The sequence below is a fragment of the Streptomyces sp. NPDC059080 genome (assembly GCF_042739975.1).
GTDB classification, from domain to species: Bacteria; Actinomycetota; Actinomycetes; order Streptomycetales; family Streptomycetaceae; genus Streptomyces; species Streptomyces benahoarensis.
In genome coordinates this window covers 1-13,698 of sequence record NZ_JBHYGX010000003.1, presented here as the reverse complement: position 1 = coordinate 13,698, position 13,698 = coordinate 1, and the positions used below count along the sequence as shown (strand labels likewise).

At 74.0% G+C, this 13,698-nt stretch carries 9 protein-coding genes, 1 tRNA gene and 1 rRNA gene; 1 reads left to right on the top strand and 10 read right to left on the bottom strand.

All coding sequences use genetic code 11. From position 1 onward, the window contains the following. Nucleotides 1-180: 180 nt before the first annotated feature. The gene (locus ACFWWQ_RS02595) at nucleotides 181-3,138 is read left to right on the top strand and encodes an AAA family ATPase (RefSeq protein WP_384588898.1); all 2,958 of its coding nucleotides are present in this window, start codon (nucleotides 181-183) and stop codon (nucleotides 3,136-3,138) included. A gap of 170 nt (nucleotides 3,139-3,308) precedes the next feature. Here ACFWWQ_RS02595 and ACFWWQ_RS02590 read toward each other — a convergent pair. The 10 genes from ACFWWQ_RS02590 to rrf all read right to left on the bottom strand — a co-directional run bounded on the left by ACFWWQ_RS02590 (nucleotide 3,309) and on the right by rrf (nucleotide 13,551). Then, nucleotides 3,309-3,382, bottom strand: a tRNA-Pro gene (locus tag ACFWWQ_RS02590). 156 nt (nucleotides 3,383-3,538) lie between these two features. Then, entirely contained in the window at nucleotides 3,539-4,462 is a 924-nt protein-coding gene (locus ACFWWQ_RS02585) for an alpha/beta fold hydrolase (RefSeq protein WP_384588895.1), read from the bottom strand. Nucleotides 4,463-4,669: 207 nt separating this feature from the next. Further along, nucleotides 4,670-5,248 (bottom strand): GAF domain-containing protein, encoded by a 579-nt coding sequence (locus tag ACFWWQ_RS02580; RefSeq protein WP_384588892.1) that lies wholly within the window; start codon nucleotides 5,246-5,248, stop codon nucleotides 4,670-4,672. Next, entirely contained in the window at nucleotides 5,245-5,862 is a 618-nt protein-coding gene (locus ACFWWQ_RS02575; protein ID WP_384588889.1) for an ATP/GTP-binding protein, read from the bottom strand. The genes ACFWWQ_RS02580 and ACFWWQ_RS02575 overlap by 4 nt, the downstream gene beginning before the upstream one ends. Then, the gene (locus ACFWWQ_RS02570) at nucleotides 5,840-6,235 is read right to left on the bottom strand and encodes a DUF742 domain-containing protein (protein WP_384588886.1); all 396 of its coding nucleotides are present in this window, start codon (nucleotides 6,233-6,235) and stop codon (nucleotides 5,840-5,842) included. Before ACFWWQ_RS02570 ends, ACFWWQ_RS02575 begins: the two co-directional genes overlap by 23 nt. 2 nt (nucleotides 6,236-6,237) lie before the next feature. After that, nucleotides 6,238-6,711, bottom strand: a complete 474-nt coding sequence (locus tag ACFWWQ_RS02565; RefSeq protein ID WP_384588883.1) for a roadblock/LC7 domain-containing protein — start codon at nucleotides 6,709-6,711, stop codon at nucleotides 6,238-6,240. Continuing rightward, nucleotides 6,701-8,506: an ATP-binding protein gene (locus ACFWWQ_RS02560; RefSeq protein ID WP_384588880.1), complete on the bottom strand. Its 1,806-nt coding sequence runs from the start codon at nucleotides 8,504-8,506 to the stop codon at nucleotides 6,701-6,703. The genes ACFWWQ_RS02565 and ACFWWQ_RS02560 overlap by 11 nt, the downstream gene beginning before the upstream one ends. Before the next feature lie 635 nt (nucleotides 8,507-9,141). Continuing rightward, the gene (locus tag ACFWWQ_RS02555) at nucleotides 9,142-10,848 is read right to left on the bottom strand and encodes a hypothetical protein (RefSeq protein ID WP_384589492.1); all 1,707 of its coding nucleotides are present in this window, start codon (nucleotides 10,846-10,848) and stop codon (nucleotides 9,142-9,144) included. Nucleotides 10,849-10,931: 83 nt separating this feature from the next. Further along, on the bottom strand, nucleotides 10,932-13,106 hold the full coding sequence (locus ACFWWQ_RS02550; protein ID WP_384588877.1) for a tetratricopeptide repeat protein: 2,175 nt from the start codon (nucleotides 13,104-13,106) through the stop codon (nucleotides 10,932-10,934). Between the two features lie 328 nt (nucleotides 13,107-13,434). Beyond that, nucleotides 13,435-13,551 (bottom strand): 5S ribosomal RNA (gene rrf, locus ACFWWQ_RS02545). Between the last annotated feature and the right edge of the window lie 147 nt (nucleotides 13,552-13,698).

The following is a 13,698-nucleotide window of genomic DNA, read 5'->3' as shown; positions in this document are numbered from 1 at the left end:
GGCTTAGGGCACGTCCGTACCGGCCCGGCGGGCCCCCGCGGGCACGCACCGGTGCGGAACACCTCCCCGCCCTCCCTCCCCCGGAGCGTCGGCGCCATCGGCAGGGCGCGCGCCGCCAGGACGTCCAGGAAGAAACGTGAAGGAATATCCCGGTTTTTCGCAACGACTGAGTGAGCAGCGATGAACGCCCAGGCCGTCTTCCCCGTCCTGCAGGAGCGCGCGGATGACCTCGCGGCGCTCCGGCAGCTGCTGACGGACGACCGGCTGGGCCCGGCGCGGTTCGCCTTCCTCTCCGGGCCGACCGGCTGCGGTAAGTCGGAGCTGCTGCGCACCTTCGCCCGCCAGGTCACCCACGACGGCGGTACCTACCTCGGCGCGACGGCGTCGCGGACCGAGCATCTGGTGCCGTTCGGCGTCTGGGCGCAGCTCTTCCGCGGCGCGGCCTTCCTGCTGCCCGGCAACGGCGACGCGGCCGGCCTGCTGGACGGTGCGCAGCGCCACGCCGCGGCGGGCGAGGCCCCGGGCGACGGCACCGTCCCGCTGTCGGCGCAGGTCGTCAACACCCTCTGCCTGCCGCTGCTGGACGCCGTCGAGCGACTGCCCGGCCCGGTCGTGCTCGGCATCGACGACTTCCAGCACGCCGACGCGGTGTCCCTCCAGTGCCTGGCGGCGGTGGCCCGGCGGCTCGGCGCGAAGCCCGTGCTGATCGTCCTGGGCGAGGCCCCCGACCTCCCGTCGGCGCAGGCCGTGCTCCAGGCCGAACTGCCCCTGGAGCCGCACTCCCGGCGGCTGCGGCTGCGGCCGCTGTCCCGTCCGGCCGTACGGGATCTGCTGACCGAACACCTGGGCGCGGCGGCGGCCGAACGGCTCTCCGACGCCTGCTACGACATCACGGCGGGCAACCCGCTCCAGGTCCACGGGCTGATCGCCGACAACCGGTGGTCGGACCCGGCGGACGGGGCACCGGCCGTCGATTCCGGGTACACCGCGGCCGTCCTGTCGTGTCTGCACCGCTGCGGCGACGAGGCGCAGGCGCTGGCCCGGCACATCGCCCTCCTCGACGACCCGGCCAGTACCCGCGTCCTCACCCAGCTCGCCGGTGTCGACACCACCACGCTGATGCGGACCGTCAACACCCTCAACAACGCGGGGGTCTTGTCGGGCAGCCGCTTCCGGCACGCGAAGGCACGGGCCGCGGTGCTGGACAACACCGCTCCGTCGCTGCGGGCCGCGCTGCGCGGCCGGGTCGCGGAGGTGCTGTACCGCGGCGGCGCGGCGCCCGTCACCATCGCCCGTCAGCTGCTGGCCGCCTCGCCCGTACCGGACGGCGACTGGGCGGCGGAGATCCTCGACGAGGCCGCCCGGACGGCGCTGCGCGGCGGCGAACCGGACCTGGCGCACGACTGCCTGGTGCGCGCCCGGGAGCTGGAGCCGTCCGACGAGAAGCTGCGGGCCTCCATCACGGCCACGCTGTTCGACATCGAGTGGCGGACCGATCCGTGCGCCGCCGTCCGCGGCCTCCCGGCGCTGGCGCCCGCCCCCGACGGCCTGGACGGGACGGACGAGGGCCTGCGGGCCGCCGTCCCCCTCTGGCTGGACGATGTGGAGTCGGCCGTCGCGGGACTCCAGCGGATCAACGCCGCGCCGGAGGTGTACGCGCCGGGCGCGGCGGCCCATGTCCAGGCGTCGTTGCAGTGGCTGCGGCTGGGCTACCCGTCCGCGACGGGCCGGTGGGAGACGGTCGACGTAACGGAGGGCCCGGCCCCCACGACGCCCTTCGCCGATCCGCTGAGCCCGGAGGTCCAAGGGGCGGTGCTGCTGAGCCGGTTGAGCGGGACCGGCCCCGACACGGCCCTCGCCGACGAGGCCGAGCGGCTGCTGCGGCGCTACCGGCTCAACGAGCGCAGCTTCGCGGTCCTGCTCTCCGCGCTGATCACGCTGCTCTACTCGGACCGGCTGGACGCCGCCGACGCGGCCTGCCGTCGGCTGACCGCCGAGGCGCAGCGCATCCCGGCACAGAACTGGCAGGCACTCTTCACCGCCGTACGCGCCGAACTCGCCCTGAAACGAGGCAAGTTGGCTGACACCATCCAGCTGGCGCACACCGCCCTGTCGACGATCTCGCAGGACAGCTGGGGCGTGGGCATCGGGATGCCGCTGGGCACCCTGATCATGGCGGGGATCGCGTCGGGGCAGCTGGAGATCGCTCGGCGGGCGCTGCGGGTGCCGGTGCCGGACACGCTCTTCGAAACGCCGATCGGGCTGCACTATCTGCGGGCCCGCGGCCGCCACCATCTCGCGACGGGGCAGCCGCAGGCGGCGCTGGACGAGTTCACCGCCATCGGCGCGCTGATGGCGGAGTGGGCGATGGACGTCCCGGCGCTGGTGCCGTGGCGCAGCGAGGCCGCGTGGGCGTGCCTGGCCCTCGGCGACCGGACCCGCGCCCGCGCCCTGGCGCAGGCGCAGCTGGGGCGGTGCACCGCGCTCCAGGCCCGGGCGCGCGGCGAGGCGCTGCATGCGCTCGCCGCCTGCGGCCCGGCGGAGCGGCGGACCGCCCTGCTGGAGGAGGCCGCGACGGCGTTCGCGGAGTGCGGGGCACTGCACGACCGGGCGGCTGTGCAGAGGGAACTGGACGGAATCGAGCAACGGAAAGAGCTGAGCACGTTGGGAGAGTGGCAGACGGTGATGGAGCGTCAGGAAGTCGAGCCAAAGGAGTCGGAGGCGGCACCGCGCGGCCGCTCCGCGACGACGTCCGCGCAGCGGAGCAGACCCCGCCCCGGGCAGACGGCGCCCTCGCCCCGCACCACGGCCACCGCGCCGCGGCAGCAGCCGTTCGTCCCCACCGTGCGCCCCCCGCACGGCGCCCGGCCGGACGGCGAGTCCCTTATACAGGCGAACCTGAGCGACGCGGAGCGCCGGGTGGCCGAACTCGCGGCCGGCGGCCACAGCAACCGCCAGATCGCGGCCCGGCTCTACATCACCGTCAGCACCGTTGAACAGCACCTGACCCGCGTCTACCGCAAACTCCACGTCAAGCGCCGCACCGACCTCGCGGCGATGCTGCGCCCCCGCACTGCGGCCCTCGCCCACGCGGCGAACGGGCATGCTCCGCAAGGGCAGGACTCAGCCGCGCACTGAGCGGCACACCGGCGTCACGTGCCGGGAGGGACGCCGCACGACGGGTGTGATCCCGCGTGCGGCGGCCCCTGTCGCGACCAGCCGCCCCGTCCCCCGCATTCCGGACACTGAACATGCGAAAAAGCCCGTCGATCCAGGTTTCCCCTGATCGACGGGCTTTCCGACAACTGTCGGGACGACAGGATTTGAACCTGCGACCCCTTGACCCCCAGTCAAGTGCGCTACCAAGCTGCGCCACGTCCCGATGCTCGCCCGGCCGGTTCCCCGGCTGACCGCGCACGAGAACAATACCGCATGTCAGAGGGTGCGCGTTGCCATATTCCGGACGGTGGCGCATGCCCCGGGCGGACCGCCGCGACCAGGCCGACGACCGCCCGCCGGTCCGTGGCGCCCCGGTCGCTCAGACACGGGCGTCGAGCCAGGCCAGCAGGTCCCGCTGGACCTCGTCGCGGTTCGTCTCGTTGAGGATCTCGTGGCGGGCGCCCGGGTACGCGTGCCAGGTCAGGTCCTGGACGCCGTGGTAGCGGTAGTCCTCCAGCATCTCGCTGACCTGCGTCAGGCTCTGGTTGCAGGGGTCCTCGGCGCCGACCGCGAGGTGCACCGGCAGGCCGCGGGGCACCCGGGCGAGGTGCGCCGGGTCGTTGACCTTGCGGACCGCGCGTACCCAGTCCAGGACGAGCCCGGCGCAGAACGGGAAGCCACAGTCCTCGTCTGCGGCGTACCGGTCGACCTCGGCGGTGTCGCGGGAGAGCCATTCGTAGCCGGTGCGGTGGGTGAAGGCGTCGTTGAAGGAGCTGAAGGCGCGTGGGAGGAAGGCGGACGGCGCGGTGCGGCCCTTCTCGGCGATCTCGGCCTCCAACTCCGCGATGGTGGAGTCGATTTCCATGCCGGGCAGGGTCCGGAACGTACCGGAGAGGATCAGCCCGGCGAGGTCGGCGCCGTACTCCTGAGCGTAGTCGCGGGCGAGCATCGAGCCCAGGCTGTGGCCCAGCAGCACCAGCGGGACGCCGGGGTGCTCGGCGGCCGTGTGGTCGCCGAGGCGCTTGAGGTCGGCGACGATCGCCCGCCAGGCGTCCTCGCCCACCACCCCGCGGCCGCCGGTGGACGCGGCGGTGGCGCCGTGCCCGCGGTGGTCCGAGGCGAGGACGCCGTAGCCGCGGGCGGCCAGGAAACGGGCGAACCGGTCGTAGCGCCGGGCGTGTTCCGCCGCGCCGTGCACGATCTGGACCAGGGCCCGGGGCCGCCCGGTCTCCGGCAGCCAGGTGTACGCGGCGATCCGGGCGCCGTCGGGGGCCTCGTGGAACTCCGGCTGGGGGGCCTGCATGGGGCATCGTCTCCTGACTGCGGGGCGGGGCCGCCCGGTCCGGCGGCCGCGTCGGCGGGGCGCCCGTGCCGACCGCGCCGGATTCCGGCCACCGGACCGGGGCCCCGCCGGTCGCCACTCTCCCCTCCCCGGCCGCACCCCGCCAAGGGCCCCGGCCCGGTGCGTGTCCCCGGCCACCGGGGTGCGCCGGGTGCGGGACGCCCCAGGTCAGAAGGTGTCGCTCAGCTCGTCCTCCCTGCGGTGGATGCGGGCGACCAGATCGGAGGCCGCCTTCTTGATCATCTCCAGGCCCTCCCGGCCCCACCGCCGCGGTTCGAGGTCCACCACACAGACCGTGCCCAGCGCCAGGCCCGTACGGTCGATCAGCGGTGCGCCGAGGTAGGCGCGGATGCCGGACGCATCGACGACCGGATTCCCGGCGAACCGCGGATAGTCGCGGACGTCCTCCAGGACCAGGGCCTTGCGACGGACGACGACGTGCGGGCAGTAGCCGTGGTCGCGGGCGATCACCCGGAGGTCTCCGCCGCAGGCGCGCGGCGCGCCCGGCACCCGGCCGCGGGGGGTGAACAGCCCGGCGAGGTACTGCCGGTCCTCGTCGAGGAGGTTCACCACGCCGTACGGCGCCCGCAGCGTGCGGGCCACCTCGTGGGCGTACGTGTCGAAGGCGGGCACCGGGGCGTCGCCGATGCCCAGCTCCCGCAGCCGGGCCGCGCGCCGCGGCGCCTCGGTGTCGACCGGGGTCCGCAGCAGATGCCGGTTCGGGGCGTACCCGGCGGACCGGCTCACGGCAGCTCCCAGGTCGCGGCGGGCACGGGGGTGAGCAGGTGCTGGACGAGGGCGACCAGGACATGGGTGGCCGAGGCGCAGCGCCGGGCGTCGCAGACCACGACGGGCACGTCCGGCCCCAGGTCGACGGCGGTGCGCACCTCCTCGGGGGCGTAGTGGTGGGAGCCCTCGAACTCGTTGACGGCGACGACGAACGGGATGGAGCGGCGTTCGAAGAAGTCGACGGCGGCGAAGCAGTGGTCCAGGCGCCGGGTGTCGGCGAGGACCACCGCGCCGAGCGCGCCGTGCGACAGCTCGTCCCACATGAACCAGAAGCGTTCCTGGCCAGGCGTGCCGAAGAGGTAGAGGATGTGCGACCGGTCGAGGGTGATCCGGCCGAAGTCCATGGCGACGGTGGTGGTGTCCTTGTCCTCGACGCCGAGCAGGTCGTCGTAACCCACACTGATCTGGGTGAGCAGCTCCTCGGTGCTGAGCGGTTCGATCTCGCTGACCGCTCCGACGAAGGTGGTCTTGCCGACCCCGAAGCCGCCCGCGACCAGGACTTTCACGGCGGTCGGGAAGACGGCCCCGTCGTCGGTCGGGGTCGGGGATTCACAGTCGGGTGCGCAGTCCATGCAGCACCGCCTCCAGAAGGGCTCGGTCGGTCCGGGGTGCGGGTCCCGCGGTCGCGGGGGCGTGGGCGGTGAGCGCACCGCAGTCGACGAGGTCGGCGAGGAGCACCTTGGTGACCACGACGGGCAGCCGCAGCTGGCCGGCGATCTCGGCGACGGAGACCGGCACCCGGCACAGCACGAGCGCCCGGGCGTGCTCCGGCCCCTGCGCGTCGGCCCGCCGCCCGGTTGCCCGGACCAGCGTCAGCAGATCGAACGGGGCGGTGGGCCGGGTCCGTCCGTTGCTGACGGTGTACGGGCGGACCAGACGGCCCGCCGCGTCGTCGTACCACGCGGGCTCCCGGCCGCCGTCGCGGCTGCGGTGGCGCAGCGCCATCGTCAGCGTCCACCCGCCGGAGCCTGCCGCCGCGCGGGGGTGATCAGGTACGGGCGGACGCTTTTGACCAGCATCCCCATCTCGTAACCGAGCACCGCCACATCGGCCTCGCGACCGGCCAGGACGGCCAGGCAGGTGCCCGATCCGGCGGTGGAGACGAAGAGGAAGGCGGACTCCAGCTCGACGACGACCTGGAGGACGTCGTCGCCCTCGCCGAAGCGGACCCCGGCGCTGCGGGCCAGCGAGTAGAGGCCGCAGGAGAGGGCCGCCAGGTGGTCGGCGCTGTCGGGGTCGAAGCCGTGGGCGGCCTTGACCAGACCGTCGGAGGACAGCAGGAGCGCGCTGCGGGCGTGCGGGACGCGCTGGACGAGACCGGTCAGCAGCCACGAGAGGTCCGGCTGCGGACCGGCGTGCAGCGGGGCATGCGCCGGGGTGTGCGTCGGTGCGTGGGTCGGTGTGCGCAGATCACTCACCATGATGGGGCTCGTCTCCTCGGGGGCGGGCCGTCGGGGCCTCGGGGTCGGTGATGGGGCGGGGGTCGGTGGTGTCCGGCCCGTCGAGGGCCGGGTGCAGGGCGGGGCGGAAGGCGTCGCCCCCGGCCGAGTGCCCGGCCTCGAAGGCGTCGTCGGAGAGGCTGATGCCACGCCGGAACGCGGCCATCAGGCCCGGGTCGTGCTCCGGTTCGGGCGCGCCGCCTCCGGCGGTGTGCCGCAGGATCGGTTCACCGCGCAATTCGGGCACCAGATGTTCCTGGCGCCGACGGCGCGGCAGCCGGGGCCGGGGCCCGCCGGCCCGCTCCTCGGACGGCGCCCCGGCGGCGTCGTTCTCCGGTGCGGCCGGTCCAGCGGGCCCGGCCGTCCGCGGCTCGCCGTTCCCGGCGGCCGGGACGTCACCCGGCGGCGGCACGGCGGAACCTCTCGGTCCGGCCGGGCGCGGCCGTCCTGTACGGGGCGCCGCCCCCGGCGCGGGGAGCGGTCCACGCGCCGCCGGGATGGCGGCCGGGAACCCCGTGGCCGGTCCGGGCAGAGCGTCCGGCCCAGCGAGGTACGGCTGCCCCGGGCCTCTCGCCGCGTACCCGCGGCCCGGGCCGGGTCCGGCCGCCAGGGCGGGGCGTTCGCCGTCGGGCACGCCGAGCGGGGAGTCGCCGTGGACGTCGGGCGTACCGTCGCCGAGCGCCCCGGCGTCCTGGCACTCCGGTCCGAGCAGGTCCCGGGGCAGGACGAGGACGGCCTGCACGCCGCCGTAGATGTTGCTCTCCAGGCGGACCACGATGCCGTGCCGCCGGGCGAGCGAGGAGACGACGAACAGGCCGATCCGGCCGTCGGCCAGCAGCTCGTCCATGTCGACGTGTTCGGGGTCGGCGAGCAGCCCGTTCATCCGCTTCCGCTCGTCCGGCGTCATGCCCAGGCCCCGGTCCTCGACCTCGACGGCGAGCCCGGAGGTGACGAGCTGGGCGCGCAGCAGGACGTGGGTCTGCGGGTCGGAGTAGACGGAGGCGTTCTCGACGAGTTCGGCGAGGAGGTGGATGACGTCGGCGACGGCGTGGCCGCGCAGCGTGCCCTCGATCTGCGGGACGAGCTTGATCCGCGGATACTGCTCGACCTCCGCGATGGCCGACCGCAGCACCTCCGTCATGGCGACCGGGCGGCTCCACTGGCGGCGGGAGATCGCGCCGCCGAGGACGGCGAGGTTCTCCGCGTGCCGCCGGGTGCGGGTGGCGAGGTGGTCGACGTGGAACAGGCCCTTGAGCAGGTCCGGGTCCTCGACCTGGTCCTCCAGGTCGTCCAGCAGCTCGATCTCGCGGTGCACCAGGGACTGCAGGCGCCGGGCGAGGTTGACGAAGACCTCGACCTTCTGCTCCCCGGCGGCGGCGCTCCGGGTGAGGTCGATCGCCTCGACGACGGCCGCCGAGGCGGCGTGCCCGGCCACCGCCATCTCGTGGGCGAGCAGGTCGAGGGCGTCCCCGTCCGGCGCGGACTCCGGCTCGGGCCCGTGGTGTTCGGGGTGGTCGCCCCGGCGCACCCGGTCCACGAGCGCCTGGAGGTCCGCCTGGTTGCGGGCGCTGAGGCGGCGCAGCGAGGCGCAGCGGGCCGCAGTGGCACGCGCCTCGGAGTTGGCCGCGGCGCCCGCGGTGACGGCGACCCCGCAGACCAGCACCAGACCGGCGGCCAGCACCGGCCAGGCAGGCGCGGAGAACGTGGCGCCGCCGGTCTGGACGAGGCAGACGACGGCCGCCGCGCAGACCGCGGTGGCGACGGCGCAGGGAACCACGGCGATGCGGACCAGCCTGGCCCGTATCACCGCATCGGCGGCCGAGCCCGGGAAGGCGGCCCGTCCGTGTCGGCCACCCTCGCGGTCCCTCCGTCGCGCCCCGGTGGGTACGGCGGCGGCCCCCGGGGAAGGCTCGGGTCCGTGGGACCCCGTTTCCTGAGACATCGGGTGCCCCTGGGGAAGTGCGGTAGGCATCGTGCCCTCCGGATCGGCCATCGGCAGTTCGCAAAGCACGCACGGTAGTTGTTGTCGGGGTGGGGTCCGGACCACCTTGCCCCTTTCGCCACCCCTCGCCACCTCCCTACGAGGGCGTCACCCGCACGCCAGCCCGAATCGACACGAACCGTCGTTCGTATAAGGGCGGTGAAAACATTCCTTACGGTGACCGGGCCTAGAGGGCACTCACCGCGCCTGGAGGGCGGACGGCGACCGTCCGCACACGCGAGGAACCGGGGGCATTCGGCGGAGGGCGAAGCCCCCGGCCACGCCGTTTCACCGAATCCGAACCACCGCAAGAGCAAAGCAATGTGACGTAGCGTCATATAAACCGGACACGCGGGCACCCGACAGCCGCACGGGAACTCTTCGTAACGGAACGTCAGCCCGGATGGCAGGCGGGCATCCGGTGGCGTGTTCTACGGGCCGGGGTCGAAGTTCACCCGGACGTGGCGGTGGCCGGTGCGGATCAGCAGGCCGTTCTTCAGGCTCGTCGGGTCCACGCCGCTGGTCAGCCAGAGGTTCACGGCGGCGCCCAGCAGCAGCGGGTCGAGGCGGGGGCGCGGGGTGCCCCAGGGGCGTTCGGCCACCGCCTCCAGCAGGAACCCGTTCCGCAGCCGCACCAGGCACCGGTCCTCGGCCAGCGCGGCGGCGAGCACGCCGAGGCCCGGAAGCTGTTCGGTCTGCTGCCGGGCCCAGTCGAGCGGGTCGAGTTCGGCATCGACGGTGGCGCGGGCCAGCACCTCCGCGCTCTGCCGCCAGCGGAGATTGGTCTCCTCCATCGCGACGGCGTAGAAGCCGCGGGCCGCGTCGTGATGGCGGGCGACGACCGGGCGCCGCCGCAGGTCCACCGCGCCGTCCGGATGGGCCGTCCCCGTCACGTCGAACGTGGTCGGCGGCCGGTACGGGACCGGCTCCGGCGCGGGCACCGGCGCGGGCGCGGGGGTATGGCTCGGCCCCTCGATGCCGCGGTGCGCGAAGAAGGCGTACATCTGCCGTTGCAGCAGCTCGCCGGAGCGGTGGGGCGCGCCCAACTGCCGTTCGATGACGGGCTGCAGCAGCGCGGGGTCGTAGCTCTCCGCGGCCTCCCGCAGCTGGGCGTGGAGGTCGCCGGTGGGGTCGAGGCGGACGGCGCGGCGGCCGAACTCCGCCGTCGGGGAGTCCGGGTCCAGCTCGTCGAGACCGGTGGCGGCGAGGAGGACGGCGCGTTCCGCGGCCGCGGAGTACAGGGAGGTGCTGCCGTGGTCCCCGACGACCAGATCGCTGGCCACGATAGCCGCGCGCCAGCCCTCCTGCGGCGGGATGACGAGGAGCCCGGCGGCCATCGCCGGTTCGAGGTGCGCGAGGACGCCCGCGTGGCTGTGCCGGGCCCAGACGTTGGGGTGCAGCACGGCGGCGACGGCGAACTCGTCCGCCGGGAGCGCGGTGACCAGCCGGAGCGGGAGGTCGGGGTGGCGGCCCAGGAGGGAGTGTTCGCTCCAGGTGGAGTGGAGGGCGACCAGCCGGCGGCCGCCGCTGACGCCGAGCCGGGCACGGTACTGGTCGCGCAGCGGGAGGCTGCGGCGGATCCGGTCCATGCAGCGGTCGCCGATGACGGCGGCGCGCGGCAGCGCCTCGGGGCAGGTCCGGGCGAGGCGGGTCAGCTGCTCCTCGTGGGAGACGCCGATGGCGGCCGGAACGAGCTTGCCGCGCGCCATGAGTTCGTACCGGGACAGGCCGACCGGCGAGGCGTGATCGCCGGTCGACTCGGTCACCAGGCGGTTGTACCCGGCGCCGTGCGGCATCACCATCAGCGGGGCGTCCAGGCGGCGCATGGAGCGGTGCAGCGAGCAGGCCACGGCCAGGTCGAAGGGGCGCCGCAGCGCCTCCTCCCAGGTCAGCAGGCGGTCACCGAGACCGAGGGTCTCCAGGTAGGCGTCCAGTCCCGCGTCGAAGGCCGAGCCGGGGTTGACGGTGTAGTACGTCTCGATGCCGTCCTCGCGCAGCAGCAGCGGGAGGACGTCCAGCAGCCTGGTCGCGGAGGTCAGGGTGCGGGCGACCCCGAGGACGTGGGCGCGGGCCGGGGAGAGCGTGTTCCAGCGGGGCAGCAGACGCCGTGCGTGGTGCCGGGACCGGTGCGAGGGCACGGGCAGCAGACGTCTGGGCAGCAGGGACAACGGATACTCCGGGGCTACGGCGGGCGCGGGTCGGGGCAGGTGGTGGCGGCGGGTCAGCCTGTCGGCGGGCGGACGTCAGCCCGGCGGTGCAGCCGCGCCAGCTGGTCACGGCAGGCGGTCCGCAGCCGGGTGTCACCGGTCCGCTCGGCGAGGACGGCGAGCCGTTCCAGCGCGCCGTTCAGCTTGGCGGTGCGCCCCGCCTTCAGGGCCGTTTCGGCGGCGAACACCGCGTCGTCCACCGCCCGGTCGAGACGCCCGAGCCCTTCGTGGGCCCGGGAACGCACGAGCGCGAGACCGGGCAGCATCAGGGCGTCATCGGTGGCCACGGCGGTCTCCCAGGCCCGTACGAGCACGTCGAGGGCCTGCTTCCACCGCTCCCCCGCGAGGTGCGCCTGGGCGATGTTGTAGCGCTGGACGACGGTGCCGTGCGGGTCGTCGGCGTTGGTCGCCAGCGCCTCGCGGAACAGGCCGAGGGCGTCCTCCCAACGGCCGCGGGCGAGCGCCACCAGCCCCTGGCTCTCCAGGATCACGCCACGCACCCGGCTGTCGTCGACCGCGTCCGCCAGCGGCAGCGCGCGGGCCAGCTCCCGCTCGGCCTCCTCGTACTCCCCCAACTGGTACTGGGCGCGCGCCAGCTGATTGCGCATCCGTACCTCGACGCCGGGGCGCTGCTCCCACTGGGCGGCCTCGATGCCCAGGTGGTGCGCCTCGATGGAGTCGGCGTGGTGCTTGCGGTCGTGGTAGAGCGGCCACAGCGATTCGCACAGGCGCCACACGGCGTCGTGCCACCGCTCCTGCTCGGCCATCCGCATCACGGCCAGCAGATTGCCGCGCTCGGCGTCCAGCCAGTCCAGCGCCTCCGCCTTGCCGGTGAACAGCGGTACGCCGTCGGCCAGTTCCTCTGGCGTCCGGCCGGGGGCCTCCTGGATCCGGAACCGGCCGGGCGACGCGACCCGGTCGGCGTGAGCGGCCGCGGCGACGTAGAAGTCCGTCACCGCCCTGCGGACCGCGCGCGCCTCCTCGGCGGGCAGCTCTTGGGCCAGCCCACGGGCGTGGCTGCGGGCCAGGTCGTGCATGCGGAAGCGGCGCGGCCCGGCGGCGTCCCCGTCCGGGTCGGCGGGGACGACGAGATGGGAGGTGAGGAGGGACCCCAGCGCGTCGTCGACGCCGTGGGTGCCGGTGGCGGTGACAACGGCGCGGACGAACGTCGTCCCTGGCAGACAGCCGAGCAGCTGGTAGACCCGCCGGGTGTCCTCGGACAGCTCGGTCAGTACGGAGTCGAACACCCTGCCCACCGTCCTCGTCAGATCTCCGGCCGCGGACGCGCCGTCGTCACCGCCCGGGCCGGTGGGCGGTTCCTGCCCGGCGCCGGCGGGCCGGGCGCCCTGCGGTCCGGTCGTGCCGAGGCGGCGTACGGCATCGCCGACCTGGAGGTGGGGGCGGCCCGCCAGCCACTCCCCCGCGGCGCGCAGGGCGAGCGGCAACCCGCCGCACCGGCGCACCAGTTCGGCGGCCGCGCTCTCGGACGCGGCGATCCGCCAGCCACGGATCAGCTGAATACCGGCCGCCTCGTCCAACGGGTCGACGACGACGTGCGCGGCGCCGTCCATCTGGAGGCCCGGCATGCGGGTGCGGCTGGTGACCACGGCCAGCCCGGAGGCGGGCACGAGCGGGCGGACCTCGGCTGCGTGCTGTGCGTTGTCGATCACCACCAGGACCCGGCCCCCGGCGGTGGCGCTGCGGAACAACACGGTACGGGGGCCGAGCCCGGCGGGGATCAGGTCGTGCGGGACGCCGAGCGCGTGCAGAAAGCCGCCGAGAACGTCGGCGACATGGACGCCGCCGTCCCGCCGCAGGTCCGCGAGATCGACGTAGAGCTGCGGGCCGGGGCAGTGCTCACTGAGGTCCCGGGCGACCCACTGGGAGACGAGCTGGGTCTTGCCGACGCCGCCCAGCCCCGTCACCACGATCACCGGCGCGGGCTCCACCGGCCGCCCCGCGTCGTTCTCCCGGACGGCCGCGGCGCGGCGCAACTGCGCCAGCTCGCTGCTGCGGTTGACGAAGCCCTGGTGCGGCGGCGGCACCTGCCGGGGCACCCAGAACGGCACGGCGGCCGCCACGGCGAGCTGTTCGATGCGCCCCGCCTGGATGATCGGCCCGCTGACCACCGCGTCCCCCGCCACCGTGTTGCGTACGTCCGCGGGCTCCCGCGTCCGGCGGTCGTTCACCGGCGTTCCCTCCTGCCGCTCCCACACCCCTGTGACTCCAGCGTATTCCCTCCGGGGACACGGGTACGGGTTTCCCTCGAAGTCGACGACGAACGACGAACGGCGGGCGGCGGACCCGCCAAGTGCCCATTGCTCAGGGTGAGTCGGCGCGGCGTCCTACTGCTCCGCGACGAGCTGCCGTGCGGCCGGCATCAAGTGCACTCTGGCCACGGGCAGAAGCCCTGAACAGGCACCGCCCAGTGACCAGTGAAATCCGGACCCTGAACGCAAAAATGCTCCGGTCTCCGGAAACCACTGACTGGTTTCCGGAGACCGGAGCTCAAAAATTGTTCGGCGGCGTCCTACTCTCCCACAGAGTCCCCTCTGCAGTACCATCGGCGCTGAAAGGCTTAGCTTCCGGGTTCGAAATGTAACCGGGCGTTTCCCTAACGCAATGACCACCGAAACACTATGAAGTTAACCAACCCGGCAAAACACAGGTCGTTACTTCAGAACCTACACAGTGGACGCGAGCAACTGAGGACAAGCCCTCGGCCTATTAGTACCAGTCAACTCCACCGGTTGCCCGGCTTCCATATCTGGCCTATCAACC